This window comes from Corynebacterium sp. HMSC08A12 (assembly GCF_001807485.1).
In the GTDB taxonomy this organism is placed as follows: domain Bacteria; phylum Actinomycetota; class Actinomycetes; order Mycobacteriales; family Mycobacteriaceae; genus Corynebacterium; species Corynebacterium evansiae.
Genome location: NZ_KV789168.1, coordinates 1 through 17,582, shown reverse-complemented (window position 1 = coordinate 17,582; position 17,582 = coordinate 1). Strand labels below are relative to the sequence as shown.

Annotated in this window: 18 protein-coding genes; all 18 read right to left on the bottom strand. The window is 63.8% G+C overall.

All coding sequences use genetic code 11. The features are described 5' to 3' along the window. Window positions 1-56: 56 nt before the first annotated feature. On the bottom strand, window positions 57-929 hold the full coding sequence (locus HMPREF3166_RS01985) for a pseudouridine synthase (RefSeq protein ID WP_035004079.1): 873 nt from the start codon (window positions 927-929) through the stop codon (window positions 57-59). 64 nt (window positions 930-993) lie between these two features. Continuing rightward, on the bottom strand, window positions 994-1,590 hold the full coding sequence (gene scpB, locus HMPREF3166_RS01980; protein WP_070487418.1) for an SMC-Scp complex subunit ScpB: 597 nt from the start codon (window positions 1,588-1,590) through the stop codon (window positions 994-996). A gap of 33 nt (window positions 1,591-1,623) precedes the next feature. Beyond that, window positions 1,624-2,448, bottom strand: coding sequence for a segregation and condensation protein A (locus HMPREF3166_RS01975; protein WP_070487417.1), 825 nt, complete (start codon window positions 2,446-2,448; stop codon window positions 1,624-1,626). A 7-nt stretch (window positions 2,449-2,455) separates the two neighbouring features. After that, window positions 2,456-3,349 carry a ParA family protein gene (locus tag HMPREF3166_RS01970; protein ID WP_005294544.1) on the bottom strand — a complete coding sequence of 298 codons (894 nt, stop codon included), beginning with the start codon at window positions 3,347-3,349 and terminating at the stop codon, window positions 2,456-2,458. Between the two features lie 75 nt (window positions 3,350-3,424). After that, window positions 3,425-4,324, bottom strand: a complete 900-nt coding sequence (locus tag HMPREF3166_RS01965) for a site-specific tyrosine recombinase XerD (RefSeq protein WP_049050054.1) — start codon at window positions 4,322-4,324, stop codon at window positions 3,425-3,427. Further along, entirely contained in the window at window positions 4,321-4,977 is a 657-nt protein-coding gene (locus HMPREF3166_RS01960; protein ID WP_070487416.1) for an NUDIX domain-containing protein, read from the bottom strand. Before HMPREF3166_RS01960 ends, HMPREF3166_RS01965 begins: the two co-directional genes overlap by 4 nt. 11 nt (window positions 4,978-4,988) lie before the next feature. Further along, the gene (locus tag HMPREF3166_RS01955) at window positions 4,989-6,656 is read right to left on the bottom strand and encodes a CTP synthase (protein ID WP_070487415.1); all 1,668 of its coding nucleotides are present in this window, start codon (window positions 6,654-6,656) and stop codon (window positions 4,989-4,991) included. A gap of 63 nt (window positions 6,657-6,719) precedes the next feature. Further along, entirely contained in the window at window positions 6,720-7,652 is a 933-nt protein-coding gene (locus HMPREF3166_RS01950) for a copper transporter (protein WP_070487414.1), read from the bottom strand. Window positions 7,653-7,685: 33 nt separating this feature from the next. Further along, window positions 7,686-8,888 carry a putative cytokinetic ring protein SteA gene (steA, locus tag HMPREF3166_RS01945; protein ID WP_083293795.1) on the bottom strand — a complete coding sequence of 401 codons (1,203 nt, stop codon included), beginning with the start codon at window positions 8,886-8,888 and terminating at the stop codon, window positions 7,686-7,688. A 45-nt stretch (window positions 8,889-8,933) separates the two neighbouring features. After that, on the bottom strand, window positions 8,934-10,544 hold the full coding sequence (locus tag HMPREF3166_RS01940) for a hypothetical protein (RefSeq protein ID WP_070487413.1): 1,611 nt from the start codon (window positions 10,542-10,544) through the stop codon (window positions 8,934-8,936). A 262-nt stretch (window positions 10,545-10,806) separates the two neighbouring features. After that, window positions 10,807-11,535 (bottom strand): hypothetical protein, encoded by a 729-nt coding sequence (locus tag HMPREF3166_RS10080; RefSeq protein WP_141741111.1) that lies wholly within the window; start codon window positions 11,533-11,535, stop codon window positions 10,807-10,809. A gap of 114 nt (window positions 11,536-11,649) precedes the next feature. Further along, complete coding sequence (recN, locus tag HMPREF3166_RS01935) at window positions 11,650-13,377, bottom strand: DNA repair protein RecN (RefSeq protein WP_070487412.1); 1,728 nt, start codon at window positions 13,375-13,377, stop codon at window positions 11,650-11,652. A gap of 2 nt (window positions 13,378-13,379) precedes the next feature. Next, window positions 13,380-14,390, bottom strand: a complete 1,011-nt coding sequence (locus tag HMPREF3166_RS01930) for an NAD kinase (protein ID WP_035004099.1) — start codon at window positions 14,388-14,390, stop codon at window positions 13,380-13,382. Next, window positions 14,387-15,238 (bottom strand): TlyA family RNA methyltransferase, encoded by an 852-nt coding sequence (locus tag HMPREF3166_RS01925; protein ID WP_035004101.1) that lies wholly within the window; start codon window positions 15,236-15,238, stop codon window positions 14,387-14,389. The genes HMPREF3166_RS01930 and HMPREF3166_RS01925 overlap by 4 nt, the downstream gene beginning before the upstream one ends. Next, window positions 15,238-15,414: a hypothetical protein gene (locus tag HMPREF3166_RS10155; protein ID WP_005294519.1), complete on the bottom strand. Its 177-nt coding sequence runs from the start codon at window positions 15,412-15,414 to the stop codon at window positions 15,238-15,240. Before HMPREF3166_RS10155 ends, HMPREF3166_RS01925 begins: the two co-directional genes overlap by 1 nt. After that, window positions 15,415-16,422 (bottom strand): HAD-IIA family hydrolase, encoded by a 1,008-nt coding sequence (locus HMPREF3166_RS01920; protein ID WP_035004104.1) that lies wholly within the window; start codon window positions 16,420-16,422, stop codon window positions 15,415-15,417. Between the two features lie 3 nt (window positions 16,423-16,425). Further along, on the bottom strand, window positions 16,426-17,334 hold the full coding sequence (locus HMPREF3166_RS01915; RefSeq protein ID WP_035004106.1) for a tetratricopeptide repeat protein: 909 nt from the start codon (window positions 17,332-17,334) through the stop codon (window positions 16,426-16,428). Window positions 17,335-17,344: 10 nt separating this feature from the next. Further along, the coding region (locus HMPREF3166_RS10235) for a hypothetical protein (protein ID WP_210383906.1) at window positions 17,345-17,582 on the bottom strand (238 nt) is incomplete at its 5' end.

Here is a 17,582-nt window from a genome sequence, read left to right as displayed (position 1 = left end):
AGGTCGTTCCCCTAAATAATTGTGTGTTTATGTCGGCTGTTCTAGCTGCTGGCTAACTACAGCCCGACCTTCTTGTACATGCTCTGCAATTCCGCCTGGTTCAGCGCGCGGATCGTGCCCGGCTTCTGCTCGCCCAGCTGCACGGTGTGGATCTTGGTGCGCACCAGCGCCTGGACCGGGAAGCCGGCCTCCTTCAGCATGCGGCGCACGATGTGCTTGCGGCCCTCGTGCAGCTCCACCTTGATCAGCGACTTGCCCTGCCACACGTCTACGATCTGCACGCTGTCGGCGCGGGCAATGCCATCGTCCAGCTCCACGCCGTCCTTCAGCTCGCGGATCAGCTTGCGGCTCGCCTCGCCCAGCACGGTGGCCATGTAGGTCTTCTTCACCTCGTACTTGGGGTGCATCAGGCGGTTGGCCAGCTCGCCGTCGTTGGTGAGCAGCAGCAGGCCTTCGGTCTGGGCATCCAGGCGGCCGACGTGGAACAGCCCCTGGCCTTCCTTCAGGCGCGTACCGACCAGGTCGCCAACGCACGGACGGCCCAGGTCGTCGCTCATCGTGGAGTGCACACCGCGGGGCTTGTTCAATGCAAAGTAGACCATCTCTTCGTTGACCTGCACGCGCTCGCCGTCCACGCGGACGATGTCCACGCTCGGGTCGATGCGGGTGCCCATCTTCACCACGACTTCGCCGTTTACTTCCACGCGACCGGCGGCGATGAGCTTCTCGCTCATGCGGCGGCTTGCCACACCCGCAGAGGCCAGCACCTTCTGCAGGCGCACCTGGGCCTTCTCCGAATCTGGTTTGTTGAGGGCGGCCTCTGCCTCCTGCGCCGTCACGTGCTGGCGCTTGGCGGGCTTGGCCTGGGATAGGTAGATGTCTTTCGGAGCGGTCTCCGGTGTGCCGTCTCGGCGAGCGGGTGTGTCCACGGTGTTTCTAGCCCTTCGAACTAAAATCTTGAATTATCAGCCCGAACTATACCCCTCAACCTGCTTAATTGTCGATATTGTCCAGGCTGTCGATGCTGTCCACTTCCGGCAGCAACGGCGCCAGATCCGGCAATTCCTCCAGCGATTCAATGCCGATCTGCTCCAGGAAAAGCTCGGTAGTGGAGTACAGGTGCGCGCCACCCTGCTCCCCCGTCTCGGCGATTAGCCCGCGCAGGGAAAGCGTGCGCATCACACCGTCGCAGTTCACGCCGCGCACTGCCGCCACCTGGCTGCGGGTGACGGGCTGCCGATAGGCCACCACAGCCAGGGTCTCCAGGGCCGCGCGGCTCAGGCGCTGTTGCGTGCCGTCCAGCAGCTTCGCCTCCACTACGTCCGAGTTCGCGCGCCGTGTGTACAGCCGGAAGGCCCCCTCATGTTCACGCAGCTCAAAGCCGTTTCCGCGGGCTTCGTACTCCGCCGCGATCTCGTGGAGGGTGCGCGCCACCTCGGCCTCTGGCACCGCGTTCTCCTCGTTGGAAAGCACGCGGGCGAGCTCTGTGGGCGTCACTGCCTCGTCGCTTACCAGCAGCAGCGATTCCACGCGGCTGCGCAGCACCGACACCTGCGGCAGCGGCGCGGGGTTGGGGTTTGGATCGCTCATGGTGTGTGCCTTTCTGTTCTTTCTTTGTGACGCCTACTCCCAGTTGCTGGCCGCCACCACCGCCGGGTCGACATCCAGCCCGGTCCAGGCCACCGACATGTCCTGCAGCGGCTCGGGCTGTTCGATGCCGATGGCGCGGGCCTTGTACAGCTCCAACAGTGCCAGGAAGCGCCCGACGACGATCATGTTCAGCTCCGCGTCGGCGATGAGCGCGCCGAAGGTCACCCAGGTGTTCTCGCCGGCGACCTTGAGGGTGTTGAGGATCCGCCCGGCCTGCTCAGGCACAGACACCGCGACCTGGTGGATGTGTCCGGTCTCCACATGGTCAGGCTTGGGTCTGAACACGGCCGCAGCCAGCTCGGCGAACTCGTCGGCGGTCTTGCCGATCTTCACCTCCGGCAGCAGGTTTGCGTGGTGCTCCTCCAGGGACAGGGTTGCCGGGTAGGCACGGGCGGCGTCGCGCTGCCAGTCGGCGAACAGGTCGGCCACTTGCTTGAAGGCGCGGTACTGCAGCAGGCGGGCGAACAGCAGGTCGCGGGTTTCCAGTAGCGCGAGGTCCTCCTCGCTATCCACCTCACCGCGTGGCACCAGCCGGGCTGCCTTGAGGTCCAGCAGCGTGGAGGCCACCACCAGGAACTCCGTGACCTCGTCCAGGTCCTCGGCGCTGGAGCTTAAGTTCTTGGTGTAGGCGATGAACTCGTCGGTGACCTGCGCCAGGGCGACCTCGGTGATGTCCAGCTTGTGGGAATGAATCAGCTGCAGCAGCAGGTCGAACGGGCCGTCGAAGTTAGCCAGCGCCACCCGGAAGCCGGTGATCTCCGGCTGCTCGGCCTGCTCTGGCTGCGCTGCCTCCTGCACGGGCTGGCTAGATTTGCTGAGCGACGCGCTCAATGACTTCCTTCGCCAGGTTCGAATACTGCACCGCGCCGGACGAGCTCGGCGCCCAGGTGTTGATCGGCTCGCCGGCCACGGAGGTCTCCGGGAAGCGCACGGTGCGCGTGATGACGGAGTCGAAGACCTTGTCCCCGAACGCCTCCACCAGCCGCTCCATCACCTCGCGAGCGTGCAGGGTGCGGCGGTCGAACATCGTCACCAGGATGCCCAGCACTTCGAGCTTGAAGTTCAGGCGGTCGCGGACCTTGTCCACCGTGTCCATCAGCAGTGCCAGGCCGCGCAAGGAGAAGTACTCGGACTCCACCGGAATGATCACCGAATCCGCACAGCTCAGCGCGTTGACCGTCAGCAGCCCCAGCGAAGGTTGGCAGTCGACGATGATGAAGTCGTAGTCACGCATCACAGGCCGCAGCGCACGGGCAAGGGCTTGCTCGCGGCCGACCTCGTTCACCAGCTGGATCTCCGCAGCCGACAGGTCGATATTTGCCGGAACGACGTCCAGACCGTCGACGGGGCTGGAGTGGATGGCGTCCAGAATAGAGGCCGAAGAATCGACCAACAGGTTGTAGACCGTAACGTCCAACTCGTCGTGGCTAATGCCCAGACCGGCGGACAGAGCACCCTGCGGGTCCAAGTCCACCAGGAGCACCTTGCGGCCGAACGCGGCCAGCGAGGCACCGATGTTGATAGTCGAGGTGGTCTTACCCACCCCGCCCTTCTGGTTGCACATCGCGATGATGGAGGCCGGGCCGTGGCGATCCAACGGCTCGGGGTCCGGCAGCTCCTTGATCGGTCGTCCGGTCAGGCCGATGCGCTGATCGGGCTTATCAAACAACGCATCCGCGTGTGACTGTGAACGTGACATCGGCGATCCCGTCAAGCCCTTTCCCTTGATTGTGATAAATAGCCTTTAATTACACCCTAGAGATTATCAGGCGCACTAGGTACGGGGGTGAGATGAGGCCCAAATTTCCCTCAAGTGCTCAGGGCTGACCTTGGTGTAAATCTGCGTGGTAGCCACGCTAGCGTGCCCGAGAAGTTCTTGCACCACACGAATATCCGCGCCGCCCTCCAACAGGTGCGTGGCGAAACTGTGGCGCAGGCTGTGCGGCGAGACATGCTCCAGCCCCGCTGCCTCCGCGGCCTGCGAGACGATCTTGAAGCCCGATTGGCGGCCCAGGCGCGCCCCGCGGTTGTTGAGGAACAGCGCCGGGCTTCCCTTCTTGTTCAGGCTCGGCCGCGCCCGCACCAGGTAGCGCTCCACCGCCTCCAGCGCAGGGCGCCCGAGGGGCACGATGCGCTCCTTGCCACCCTTGCCACGCACCAGCAGCACGCGCTGCTCCCGGTCGAGGTCGTCGACGTCGAGGTCTAGTAGCTCGGTGATGCGCGCGCCGGTCGAGTAGAGCATCTCGAGCAGCGCACGGTCGCGGATGTTTATTAGTGACGCCCCGTCGCCCGCCGGCACCGCGTTCAGCAAAGCCTCGACCTGTGCCAGGCTTAGGGCCTTCGGGATGGAACCGCCCAGCGAGGGCGTGGGTACATCCGCCGCAACGTCGAAGGGCAGGCGGCCGTCGGCGTGGGCGAAGGAGTGCAAGCCGCGGATGGCCGCCAGCCCGCGGGCGGCGGAGGACGCCGCGAGGTTCAAATCCTTGCGGAGGTAGACCAGGTGATCCTCGATGTCTGTGGCGGTGACTTCCTGCAGCGCCTTGGAGCCTAGCCACTCCAGGTAGCGGTCGAGGTCGCGCTGGTAGTTCGACAGCGTGTGGACGGAGACATCGCGCTCGGTCTTTAGGTGCCGGATATAGGCGGTGACGAGCTTGCGGTTGGCTTCTGCACTCAACGGATGAACTTCATGTCCGTGCCGGGCTTGGCTTCCGCACTGGCGGAGCGGCGATCGGCGAGGCCGGAGTGATAGTTGAAAGGCTCTGAAACGTCCCGGCGGGTACCGGCGGCCAGGTGCAGCAGGGCGATAGTGGCGATGGAGTTTTCCACCTTGCCCGTCTGCACCCACTCAATGGCTTCGGGGATAGGCACCCAGCGGGTTTCAATCTCCGCCTCCTCGAACTCGGCCTCCGGCAGGTCGAAGCCGCTGAGGTCATCGTCCAAGTCTTCGGCCAGGTAGATGCGGCACATTTCTTCGCTGAAGCCCGGGGAGGTCACGACATCCCCCAGCAGGTGCCAGTTGTGGGCGCGCAGACCAGCTTCCTCGGCCAGCTCACGGCGGGCGGCTTCCAAGGGATCCTCCCCCACCAGATCCAGTAGGCCGGCGGGGATCTCCCACAGGTGGCGGCCCACGCCGTGGCGATACTGGCGGATCATCATCACGTGGTTATCGCGCACGGCGGCGACCGCGACTGCGGAGAAGTGCTCCACGATCTCGCGTTTCGCCTCGCCGGTGGCGGTGGTGATGGTATCGCGCCGCACGCCGATGATCGGCGCGTCCAGCAGCAGTTCGCTATCTACAACGCGGTACGGGGTGCTGTCGTTGCTCATGACTCCCAAGTTTAGGAGCGCTCAGCCTGGTGCTGCAGCGCAGCATCCACCAGCCCCTGGAACAGCGGGTGGGAGCGGGTCGGGCGGGACTTGTACTCCGGGTGAGCCTGGGTGGCCACGAAGTACGGGTGCACGTCCTTCGGGTACTCCACGAACTCCACCAGGGTGCCGTCCGGGGAGGTACCGGAGAACTGCAGGCCAGAGCCCTCGGTGATCTGCTCGCGGTATGCGTTGTTCACCTCGTAGCGGTGACGGTGGCGCTCCGAGACGTCGGTGGCGCCATACATCTCAGCGACCAGAGAGCCTTCGGGCAGACGCGCCGGGTAGGCACCCAGACGCATGGTTCCGCCCAGATCCGCCTCGCCCGACACAGCTGCCTTCTGCTCCTCCATGGTGGAGATCACAGGGGTGGAGGCGTTGGCGTCAAACTCGGTAGAAGAAGCATCGGTGAGGCCCGCGGTGCGCGCGGCCTCGATCACGATGCACTGCAGGCCCAGGCAGATGCCCAGCAGCGGCAGCTTGTTCTTGCGGGCGTAGGTGATGGCGCCGATCTTGCCCTCGATGCCGCGGTTGCCGAAGCCACCGGGGATGACCACACCGTCGACGTCCTTCAGAGCCTCTACAGCGCCCTTCTCGGTCTCGCATTCGTCGGAGGCGATCCACTTCACGTTGGCACGCACGTTGGCGCCGAAACCGCCGGCGCGGATGGCTTCCGCGACGGAGAGGTACGCGTCCGGCAGGTCGATGTACTTGCCGACGATGCCGATGGTGACCTCACCCTGCGGATTGTGGACGCTCTCCAGCAGGTTGCCCCAGGTCGTCCAGTCCACGTCGCGGAACGGCAGGTTCAGGCGGCGGATGATGTAGTTATCCAGGTGCTGAGAGTGCAGCACCTTCGGGATGTCGTAGATGGAGGGGGCGTCCGGGCAAGAAACCACGCCGTCCTCGTCCACGTCGCACATCAGGGCGATCTTGGACTTCATGGCCTGCGGAACCTCGCGGTCGGCGCGCAGGACGATCGCGTCCGGGACGATACCGATGCTGCGCAACTCCGCGACGGAGTGCTGGGTCGGCTTCGTCTTCAATTCGCCCGACGGTGCCAGGTAAGGCACCAGGGAAACGTGAATGAAGGCAATGTTCTCGCGACCTGCCTCGTGGCGGACCTGGCGGATGGCCTCCAGGAAGGGCTGGGACTCGATGTCACCGACGGTGCCGCCGATCTCGCTGATGACGACGTCCGGAGCCTGGCCGTTCTTATCCGGCTGCCCCATGGCCAGCACTGCGGCCTTGATCTCGTCGGTGATGTGCGGAATCACCTGGACGGTCTTGCCCAGGAACTCGCCGCGGCGCTCCTTGGCGATGACGTTGGAGTACACCTTGCCGGTGGTCACGTTGCCAGCGGCGGAGAGGTTGCGATCCAGGAAACGCTCGTAGTGGCCGAGGTCCAGGTCGGTCTCCGCGCCATCCTCGGTGACGAACACTTCGCCGTGCTCGAAGGGGTTCATGGTGCCCGGATCAACGTTGAGGTACGGATCCAGCTTCTGCATCGTTACGCGCAGGCCACGGGAGGACAGCAGCTGCCCTAGGCTTGCTGCTGTGAGCCCCTTGCCCAGCGAGGACGCCACACCGCCGGTGACGAAGATGAATTTAGTGCTGTTCTTTGCACGATTAGTGGCCAAGGTAACTCCCGAATCAACGACGCTTAAACTTCGCTATCTACGGGGTTTCAGCCTAACACAAGCCTATTCCGGCGTAGCATCCGAGGCGTTCGCGGCAGCGCCGTAGTGCCCCGCCTTGCCGTCCTTCTGCTGGCCCAGCGCGCGGATCGCGGCGATGCGGCCTGCGACGGTGTCCACGTTATCCACCGTGGATACGGCCTCCTTGGCTGCCCGGTCGGCACGAACCTGGCCAACAGCGCCGTCGTCTTCCGCGCTGCCCGCCTGGGCGGCCAGAACGGCGCCCTTCATGCGAGAATCCAGGCCTGCGGCGAAGTCGGCGACGAACTTCGTGCCGTAGTTGCCGCGGTCCTTGTCGTCGGCGGTATCCCCACCCACGACCAGAGCCAGGTCGGCAGTCTTCGGCGCCTCGCCCTGGTAAGCGATGAAGTCCTCGTTCGCCAGTGCGCCCAGGGCCACGCCCCGGTCCGATTCGCTGGCTTCCTTGTCGCCTGCGCCGAGGGCTGCACCCAGGAGCTGGCCGGTGTGCATACCCGGGTCCAGCTTGTCCTCCGAGAGCTTCGCGCCGGCCGGCAGGGAGTTCGCCGCGATGGATTTCAGGGTGTCTCCGTTGTTGGCGTCCAGCGCCTTCTCCGTCACCTCGACCACACCGTGGACTTCCCCACCGGCCATTTTGACCAGGCGCTGGAGGCTATCGACGTTGGCCTGGTCGGCGTCCGGAAGCACAAAAAGGTCTACCGACGAACCACGCAACAGGTTGCGCACCGCCGGGCCCGCGACCGACCCCAAGACCTTGTCGCTGGCGGTGGACTGCCCCTCGGCCTTCTCGCGCGCGGTTTGCTCGCTCTTTAGCTCCTGCTCGGCGGAAGAATCCTTTGCCACAGGCCCGCCCGGCACGTTCGGGGCGAGGGCGAAAAAGCCCAGTGCAGTGCCGACGGCCACGCCGAAGCCCAGGCCGGCGATCACTCTGCCGGCGGAGCCCTTCGAGTTCTTGCTCATGCTTATGCCTCTTGTCTCCCTGCTATTCCTGCGTTAATTCTTGAACAGATCCTGCACGCTCAGCGCGAAGTTGTTCCAGGTGTCCACGAGGTTGTCCACGAAGGATCCATCGCCGGAGAAGCCGATGATCACAACGATGACGGCCAGGGCGACCAGGATGCCCAGCAGCGCCCAGATCCAGCCGCCGCCGGAGCGGGAGACGCGGTAGAGCTCCGCCACGGCGGTGGAGTCGACCAGGCGGGGGCCGACGCGCAGGCGGGACATCAGGGCCGACGGGGTTTCCGGCGACTGGGCACGCTGGAACACGCGGTCCAGGTCCTCCACCTCGCCGAGGCTCACCACCATGGATGCTCCGTGGTAGTTGGCCAGCAGCAGCGCCAGGTCCGTCGGATCCTGGGTGGCGGCGGGGAAGGTCATAGCGCCCACGCCGAGGTCCTGGATGCGCTCCAGGCCGACAGCGTGGCCGTCCGGGTCTGCGGGAAGCACGACGGTGGCGCCGCAGCGCAGCGCCTCGTTGGAGATCTTCTCCGGGTCGCCGATGATCACGTTCGGGCGGTAGCCCTCCTGCATCAGGCTGTCTGCTGCGTTCTCCACGGCGACGATGATCGGCGAGTACTCGCGCATGAAGTAGCGCAGATCCTTCAGCTTCTGCTCGATGTGCGTATCGGGGCTGGCCACCAGCACCTTGCGGTCGTCCATGTCCACGTCGACATCCGGGATGCCGAGGCCATCGACCAGCAGCGGGGCCTCGGAGCGGACGAACTCGGACATGTTGCCGGACAGGGCTTCCATGTGATCGCCGAGCGCCTCGCGGGCGTCCTCGAAGCGGGTTGCGGCGGTATCCATGTCCAGGATCTCGCCACCGCCGATGGAGCGGTCGCCGTAGTAGACCTTGCCCTCGTCAACGCGGCCCTTCTTGCCGTTCTTGACCTTGGAGAGCAGCTCGTCGCCGGCGTTTTCGATCAGCAGGATGTCTGCGTCGAGCATCATCTGCGGGCCGAAGTTCGGCACCTGTCCAGTGGTGAACTGTTGCGCGTTCACCACGGCGGCTACGCGCGCGTCGATGAGCTTCTGGCAGTTAGCACGGCTGATGTCGGGTTCGTCGACAATGGCAATGTCGCCCTCGGAGATCTTGGCCTTCGTAAATCCCTTGGGTCCGGTGAGGTCACGGGTGGCGCCGTTGATTCCGGGCTGGTCGCTGCGGGAGAAAATCATGCCCACCATTGTGGTGTTCATGTGGCCAGTGTTGCGTTAGGCGCGCCGGTGAACGGCTGTTTTACTCTAGCGAATCACCTTCTTCACCGTTTGTTGCGCAGTGGCTCGGTCCTTGCCCCGGCTCTTCCGGTCGCGCGCCTTCTTCCCGGAGATCAGCGGATCCTCCCCGCTAAGGAAAATGCGGCGGAAGTACGAGCGATCCTGCTTGCCGAATGTCACCGCCGACCCGCGCAGGCCACTCTTCGTCCCCTTGCCTGCCCGGCCGATGCTTGTTCCTCTACCCATTGCTGTGGACGCCACGTTCCCGCCGCTCTTCATTCCAACCCCGCCCTTAGCGCCAGTGGCGCCGTGGACTGCGGAGGTTGCACCCTTGCCGGAGTTGGGAGTGTTCGCGTGCGCGTTCTCGCCGTAAGGGGCGCTGAGAGGGGTGGAGATTGCTTTCAGGCTGCCTGGGAGGTTCGGTCGGGGTGCCGTGGTGGAGACGTTACGCAAGTCCGCCTTTGGGGTGCCGGTGACGGAGTTTGCGCCGGTTCCGGCGCCGGCGCCTCCGCTGATGCTGCGAAGCTGTGGGTCATTCCCCCTGGTGCCCAGTTCGCTCACCGTGCCGGAGCGCCTGGCTGCGCCATTTCCGGCGCCGAAGCGATTCTGTGCGTTGATGAGGTTCTCCGTACCGGGCATGGAAGTACCGCCCTGGCCGGGAACGGTCGGAGTGGCAGCGGCTGTGGCTGCTTGGTGCGGCGTGATCGTCGGTGCCTGTGCCGGTGACGTGATGCCTCCGGGCGCGAATCCGGGAGCTTGTGGTGCTGCTGTGGCCGCTGCGGGTTGGACGGGTGCAGGTGTGTTAGCCGGAGCGTGCAGGCCACCTGGTGCCGGAGCCGCGTGAGTGGCTGCGGGAGCTGCAGCGGGTTTCGGGGCGTTGGTTGCTGCGTTGGCAGCTTGCTCGCCGTGCGCCGCGGCGCTTGCGGGCGCAACAGCATTCGTGTGGCCGTTGATGTGCGTGACCGTCGGTTGAGCGGAGGCGGTGGAGACGGTGGTGGCGTCCAGAGTTCCTCCACCAGAGTGCCCAACGATCGGAACTCCGAGGTTGGAGACGGGTGGGCGGACCATCTCTAGGGATGGCTGCAGTTGCGAGGAAACGAAGTTGGCGACGGCAGCTTGTTCGGCGAGTAGGCGTTCCGCAGGGTCGGCGATCAGCGAGGTTGTAGCTTGGATGGTTTCGAGTGCTTGCAGGTTGGTGCTGCGGACGAGCGGGAATTGGCGGACGGAGCCGGCCATTGCGGTGGTGTTGGAGGCGACGACAAGGCCGGTTTTGTGCACATCGTCGATCGCTTCGCGCGCCGTGTCGAAGGAGTAGCCCTCGGAGGAGCTGGCCAGGCCAGTGGATGCGCTCTTGAGGTTATCCATGGAATCTTTGAGCGCCTTGGCTGCGTTCTCCCAAGAACCCGCGACCGCGAGAGGTGCGGAATCGTCCCCCTGAAATGCCGATATGAGGGAAGCCAGCGGCATGGTGGCCTCCGCGACCGTAACTGGCGTGTTGTACATCAGGTTGTCGATCGACCGGGAATCGCGGGTTGGGATAAAAAATTTCCGCATCCTGTTGTCCGCGACTGAAACCTGGGAGTTCATCTGATCGAAAGACTGCTTGCTGAAATACTCTTGCAGGTCGAAGCCTTCCATTTGATTGGTGAATACTTCTTGAAGCCATTCAATATTCGATTTTAAAATATCGAGCACATTCTCAGCGGATCCTGATTGCCCCACCCAGAACGAATGATGCTGCGAGAAAGCACCAGTAACTGACGGTGCACCGGTGTAACTCCCCAAACTTCGACCAGCAGACTTCAGTCCTTTTAATGCAATCAATGAAGACCGCAAGCTTTGCTGAACGGCCCTTAGCCCAGAAACATCGAACCTTAACATTCCCCACCCCTAAAAATAATCAAATACTAGCTATGTTGTCGTAAATCTGAAAGAAATACTCTGAGTACAAACACGTTTCTTGAATACTGCTACCTGACGCTCCAGACAGGCTCTCGATCGCCAACCTACTGCCATCCACATTTTTGGAAATAGCACACTCACTAGAATTGCCCCCTCCGTCACCGACAGGAACTACATCCTCACGTTGCGGGTCATAGTGCACATCTTTCCGATAATCGTTACTTTGTCGATCACTATCAAGCGAAACCTGGAATAACGCTTCAGAGAAAGATCCATTAACGGGCTCTAATTCAAAAAAGTTACATGTGTAATTCAGCGGTGAATCAATAGACATTTCTTGTTCAAAGCCTATCTCCTTCAGTCGCACTGAAACTCGTGAATCACAAATATCTGGAAGCCCATGAAAACCTTGTTTATTCCCCTTCCCCTCTAGCTTCGGAAGTTCGATGGGATCCCCCACGAACTTCTGCGATGCCCACACGTAGTGTTCCCACGGATCCGTCGGCTCGGTCTCGAACCACATCCCCTTGTGCCCCTCAGGTTTTAGCATACGGCCGTCGCCTTCGGCCTCACCCGAACCCGAGTTATCCACAGGCCTGTCGCCTGCCGATAACTCCTCAGTTTCAGCAAAAGCACCGGTCAGAGTAGGTTCGTCACCTTCGCTGCCGCACGCAGTCAAAGCGAATCCAAAAAAAATTAAAAACACACTTGCCGCTACACGCTTCACCGCTTTAGCCCCCCTCACACTGCACGCAGATCGCCGCGGGTGCGCGCTCCCCCTTTTAACACAGCACTACTGTAGCGCCGATCACACTCCCGCGCCCACTGGCCAAAAAATTTTCTACAGCTCCGCTTTCGCTTCCGTAGCCATCGCCATCAGCTCTTCGGCGTGAGCCCGCCCCGTCTCGGATTCCAAGCCTGCCAGCATGCGCGACAGCTCCTCCACCCGCTCATCCTCGCTGAGCGTGCGCACCGAGGAAGTCACCGAGTCCGCGGAAGTCGCCTTAGCCACGTAGACGTGGGCGTCACCAAACGCGGCAACCTGGGGCAGGTGAGTAACGACGATGACCTGATTATCGACCGCCAACTTCGCCAGACGGCGCCCGATCTCCACGGCTGCTTTACCGCCGACACCCGCGTCGACCTCGTCGAAGACCATCGTCCGACCGCCCTCGGTGCCCGCGGCCAGCACCACCTCGAGCGCCAGCATCACGCGCGAAAGCTCACCGCCGGAAGCCGAGCCCGCCAGCGGATTCACGTTGCCGCCCTGCACCAGCTGGAACTCCACCTCGTCGATGCCGTGCAGCCCCAGCTCGTCGGCCTTCTCGCCCGCCTTCTCGCCAGGCTGCCGCACGTCGACGCGGATCTCGGCCGACATGTGCAGGCCCCGGATCTCTTCAGTAACGGCCTTCGAAAATTTTTTGGACGCCCTCACGCGCGCCGAAGATAACTCCTCAGCCACCGCGCGCGCCGCATCCCGCGCAGCTGCGACATCGTCCTGCAGCTTCTGCAACGCCTCATCGGAAACGTCCATCGATTCCAGACGCTCGTGCGCCTGGTCGCGCCACGCCAGCGCCCCATCCACATCCACGGCATACTTCCGCAGCTCCCGCAACTGGGTCTGGCGCTGCAGCAGGCCATCCAGCTCGTCGGGGTCGGGAACGTCCAGCAGCGCCTGCCCGATCTCGGAGGAAATGTCGGCCAGCAGCACGCTCACCTCGCCCAGCCGGTCCGCCAAGTCGGAAAGGTTGCCGCCCTCCGCCTCGGTATCGGTCAGGTTGGTCAGCTCGTTGGTCGCCTGGCCGACCAGGGCACTAGCGCCCTCAGAATCCCCGAAGTCGTCCCCGGACAGGCCATCCATGCCGTCCAGGGCCGCCTGTGCACGCTGCAGACCAGCGCGGATGTCATCGGCGGCCTGCAGGCGCTTGATCTGCGTCTTAACCTCTACGTCCTCGCCCGGCTGCGGATCGATCTCGTCGATCGCCTCCACCGCGCGTTGCAGGGTTTCACTCTCCAGGGCCAGGTCGCGGCGCGCCTCCATGCGACGGCGCAGATCCTTATCCAAACGCAGCCACTCTGCGCGACGTGCCTGGTAGGTGGCGACCTTCTCCCCCAGCCCTGCGTAGTCATCCAAAGCACCGAGCTGACGCACCGGATCCAAAAGCCGCAACTGGTCGTTCTGACCGTGGATCGTGATGACGTGCCCAGCGAACTCCCCCAGCACGCCAGCAGCCACCGTCTTACCTGCCAGATGCGCACGCGAACGGCCCGTGGCGTTCACCGTGCGGGAAGCAATGACCTCCCCGTCGTCGACATACCCGCCAACCTGCTCAACCAGCTCATCCACTGCTGCGGAATCCGCAGAAAAAATCCCCTCCACGCTGGCCCTGTCTGCGCCATTGCGCACGCGGGAGGCATCCGCGCGGTGCCCGGAAAGCAAACGCAGGGAGCTGACGACCATCGTCTTACCCGCACCGGTCTCGCCGGTGACAACGCTCAAGCCCGTGGAAAACTCCGCCGTCGCCTCCTCGATCACACCGAGGTTGCGAATGTGTAGTTCGTGCAGCATTACTAGTGGCGCGGACCCCTCCAGCCCGTCACGGGCAGGCGGAACTTGTGTACCAGGCGGTCGGTAAACGGCGCGGAATCCAGGCGCACCCAGCGCACCGGCTGCGGGCCGCGGCGGATCTCCACGCGCGCTCCCGGGGGCATGTGGATCTGGCGGAAACCGTCCATCACCACCGTCGCGGGCGAGGTCGACGGGTTCGTCTCCACCGCCACCATCGAGTTCGGGGAGACCACCAGCGGGCGGCTAAACAGCGTGTGCGCGTTGCTGGTTACCACCAGAATCGCATCCAACTCCGGCCATAGAACCGGGCCACCTGCGCTGAAGGCATAGGCAGTGGAGCCTGTGGGCGTCGATACCAAAACACCGTCACAACCGAACGAAGAAACAGGGCGCTCGTCGACCTCCAGGATCGTATCCAGCACACCCTGGCGGTTCAGGTTCTCCACAGAGCATTCGTTCAGTGCCCAGCCGGTTCCCAGCACACGACCGTCCATGTCGCGGGCGGTGATCGACAGGGTCATGCGGTCTTCGATGCGGTAATCGCGGTTAATCACGCGATCCACAGCCTCCTGCAGGGATTCCTGCTCCCACTCCGCGAGGAAACCGATGTGGCCCATGTTGATGCCCAGCACCGGCACGTCCGCGGAGTGCGCAATGTCAGCTGCGCGCAGGAAGGTGCCATCGCCGCCCAGGACAATCACCATCTCCACGCCAGTCGCGGCTTCCTTGGTGTGGCCGAAGCGCTTGAAGCGCCCCAGAATCTCGTGGCGAGCAACCGGAGCCGGATCGGCGGTGGCCATCACTCGAACGTTAATGCCGCCCTTCTGCAGGCGCGACGCTGCCTCCGCCGCCAGGCCCAGGTTCTCGTGCACACCGGTGTGCGCAACCAGTAGAACCTCACGCTCGGTCTTCGCGCCCGAAGTAGCCGAAGCGGCCCCCGAAGCGGCCTTGGTGCCCTTGTCACCAGATTCCGCGCCCTGATCCGCGGCGTGGTCCGTCCCCGGTGTGGTCACTGCGGGCCCTCCTTAATGGCGGTTGCAATCATCTCGTCCAGGCCGGTGTGGTCAGCCTCTTCAACCATGCTAGGTGAAACCGCGGCACTGTCCTTGACCAACCAGAGAAAATACTCAACATTGCCGCTCGGCCCCGGCAGCGGGGAGGCGACAACGGCCTTCGTATTCAAACCATACTTCATCGCCTCGACGGCCACTTCGCGGGTCACTTCCGCACGCAATTCGGGGCTGCGGACCACCCCGCCGTGGCCCAGACGATCCTTGCCGACCTCGAACTGCGGCTTCACCATCGGCAGCAGATCGCCGCCTTCCTTCACGCACGCGGCCAGTGCAGGCAGCACCAGGCGAATAGAAATGAAGCTTAAGTCCCCGACCATCAGATCCACCTGGCCACCGAGGTCTTCGGGGGTGAGGGTGCGCACGTTCGTGCGATCCATGACGTCCACCCGGTCGTCGTTCTGCAGCCGCCAGATCAGCTGGCCATAGCCCACGTCCACTGCCTTCACCTTCGCAGCGCCGCGGTCCAGGCACACATCCGTAAACCCGCCGGTGGAGGCGCCGGCATCCAGGACGGTCTTGCCTTCCACGCTGAGGCCCTGCGGCTCGAAGGCCTCCAGTGCCCCCAGTAGCTTGTGCGCGCCGCGGCTGGCCCAGCGGTCGTCTTCGGACTCTGCGACCTTTATGGATACGTTCCCGTCCACGCCGCTGGCCGGCTTCTTGGCCAGAATGCCGTTGACGGTCACGCGCCCGGCCTTGATCATCTCTTGAGCATGCTCGCGGCTGCGAGCGATCTTCCGCGCCACCAGTTCCGCGTCCAGCCGCTGCAGCTTCGGCCCTCTCTTGGCCATCAGCGCTCGCCCCCGAGTGCCTCGTTTACCACCCGGTGAGCTTCTTCCAACACCGCTGCTTCTTCGGCGCCGTGGACGTCGCGCGCGAGTAGCTCGTCGACGGCCTGTGCCAGCTCTTCTTGTTGACGCCTACTGTCCCCCGACAACATCGAAGGTTTCGGTTGCCCCTCGCCCACTTACTTCCAACCTCCCAGAGCCTCCACGGCCTGTGCGTCTGCGCCTACAAAGTCGATGTCCGCGGCGCTAGTGACCTGCGGAATCTCCGGGTCATCGATCAGCTTCCACGCCAGCGGCGCAGCCACGGCCAGTGCTTCGGCGGCCATGACTTCCACGTCGCCCAGCTCGCCGGCGGTCACACGGATGCGGGTCGTCCCCTCATCCACGCTCGCGGACCAGCCGGGCAGGTGGTCGCGTAGGTTACCTGCAATGAACGTGGGTCGGTGGGACGAAGGGGCGTCAATAATATCGGTGTGGGTAGACACCCCAGTGACGGTGCAGAGCGTGTCCATCCCCGCGGCGTTGCCACCGGCGATGTCGGTATCCAGGCGATCGCCGACGGCCAAGGGCTTCGTGGACCCAATGCGGCGAGCGGCGACCTCGAACATGGCGGGGCCGGGCTTGCCGGCGGATTCGGGGGTGACTCCCGTGGCGGAGGTCACTGCCGCAACCATCGAACCGTTGCCGACCAGGAACCCGCGCTCGGAGGGCAGGGTCGTATCCAGGTTGGAGGCGAAGTAGCGAGCTCCGCGACGGATAGCCAGGGCGCCCTCGGAGAGGCGTGCCCAGTTGTTGTCCGGGCTGTGGCCGTGGAAGACCACGTGCGGTTGGTCGTCGGCGGTCTCCGTGACCTGAAAGCCAGCGTCAGCCACCAGCTGCTTGAAGGAGTCGTGGCCGATTACGTAGGCAATCGGCTGCTCGATACCGGCTTCGGCGATGTATCGCTTGCCCAGGTCGCAGGCGGCCATGGCGGAGGTAACCACGTCTTCCGCCTTCGCGGGGAAGCCCATGGAGTTCAGGTGCTCGGCGACCTGCTGCGGGGCGCGCGAGGCGTTGTTGGTGACGTACATGACCTTGCGGCCTGCCAGGCCTTCTGCCGCGCCCGGGATTGGGGTGTGGCCAGAGAACACGGTGCCGTCGAGGTCGGCTAGTAGTGCGTCGTAGTTATCCAGCAGCGGGTGGGCCATGGGCTACTTATCCTTGTTCTGATCTGCACCGTTGGGGTCCGCGCCTAGCTCGGCCAGGCGGTCCGGGACGTCCAGGACTTCTTCGGTATCCATTTCGCCTGCACGGGTGAACCAGTCGATGGCCTCGTCGTTGCGCTTAGCGGTGGCCAGAGCGTCGGCGTAGGCGTAGTACAGGCGCATGCGGGTTACGTCTGGGGCTTCAGCGTTGTCCAGCTGAGCTTCCAGGGCCAGCAAGGCTTCGTCGGACTGGCCGAGATCCTGGTGGGCGCCGGCGACGACAATGGCCAGCTCCGCCTTGGATTCTGCGTCTAGCTTGTCGGCCTGCGGGTCGTTGGCTACTTCCAGAGCCTTCTCCGGCTTGCCGAGGCCGCGTTCCGCGTCGGCGAGAACAGGCAGCAACCCGGGGCCACCGGCCATGCGGCGGGCAGCGCGCAGCTCGGAGATAGCTTCCTTCCACTCGCCTGCGTGGTAGGCAACGATGCCGCAGGTTTCACGGGCGACGGAGACTCGACCGGCGCGATCCTTGGCGGCGCGGGCGTGGGCGAGTGCCTTCTCCGGTTCGTCGTCCAGTAGCGTGGCAGCCATGATCAGGTGCTTTGCCACCATGTCTGCGTTGTCCTTGGAGAGGCTGCGGAGTTCCTGGCGTACGGAAGGGTCGAGCTCCTTCGGGTCGAGGTCCTTGGGAACTTCCGGCTCGTTGAGACGCTTGTTGAGGCGTTCTTCGCGGTAGCCGGCTCGCTGGGGGCCGCTGTGTGGGCCGCGCTGGGTTTCCCAGTTGGAACCACGCTTCTTGTTTGAGTTGCGGTTGGGGCGGCCGCCGCGGTTGGGCTTGAAGCCGCCCTTGTTGCGGAATTTGCCCTCCCCCTGGGGCCGGCCACCGCGTCCGCGATTGTTGCTTGAGTTTTCAGCCATTCTTGGGGGTTTACCTTCCGTCGTCTTCGTCTTTTCGGGTTGTAGGGCCCGTCCCGTGAACCTTATCAATCTTAGTTTCGCTTGCTGCGGAGGCGCAATGTTGTTGTCTTTTGCTATTGACGCCTACTTTTCCGCCGCAGTGCGTTAAGGCATAAAAAAATGAGGTGTGGGTTGCTGCAACCTTTGAAAGGTTACAACGACCCACACCCCACTTCATCTTTAGTTTTAGTGCCGGCGGTGACTTACTC

What these genes read in the sequence shown, in the direction of transcription:
- scpB (WP_070487418.1), bottom strand. Translation starts at nt 1,590, where the DNA reads ATGAGCGATCCAAACCCCAACCCCGCGCCGCTGCCGCAGGTGTCGGTG.
- HMPREF3166_RS01970 (WP_005294544.1), bottom strand. Translation starts at nt 3,349, where the DNA reads ATGTCACGTTCACAGTCACACGCGGATGCGTTGTTTGATAAGCCCGAT.
- HMPREF3166_RS01960 (WP_070487416.1), bottom strand. Translation starts at nt 4,977, where the DNA reads ATGAGCAACGACAGCACCCCGTACCGCGTTGTAGATAGCGAACTGCTG.
- HMPREF3166_RS01950 (WP_070487414.1), bottom strand. Translation starts at nt 7,652, where the DNA reads ATGAGCAAGAACTCGAAGGGCTCCGCCGGCAGAGTGATCGCCGGCCTG.
- steA (WP_083293795.1), bottom strand. Translation starts at nt 8,888, where the DNA reads ATGAACACCACAATGGTGGGCATGATTTTCTCCCGCAGCGACCAGCCC.
- HMPREF3166_RS01940 (WP_070487413.1), bottom strand. Translation starts at nt 10,544, where the DNA reads ATGGAAGGCTTCGACCTGCAAGAGTATTTCAGCAAGCAGTCTTTCGAT.
- recN (WP_070487412.1), bottom strand. Translation starts at nt 13,377, where the DNA reads ATGCTGCACGAACTACACATTCGCAACCTCGGTGTGATCGAGGAGGCG.
- HMPREF3166_RS01925 (WP_035004101.1), bottom strand. Translation starts at nt 15,238, where the DNA reads ATGGCCAAGAGAGGGCCGAAGCTGCAGCGGCTGGACGCGGAACTGGTG.
- HMPREF3166_RS01920 (WP_035004104.1), bottom strand. Translation starts at nt 16,422, where the DNA reads ATGGCCCACCCGCTGCTGGATAACTACGACGCACTACTAGCCGACCTC.
- HMPREF3166_RS01915 (WP_035004106.1), bottom strand. Translation starts at nt 17,334, where the DNA reads ATGGCTGAAAACTCAAGCAACAATCGCGGACGCGGTGGCCGGCCCCAG.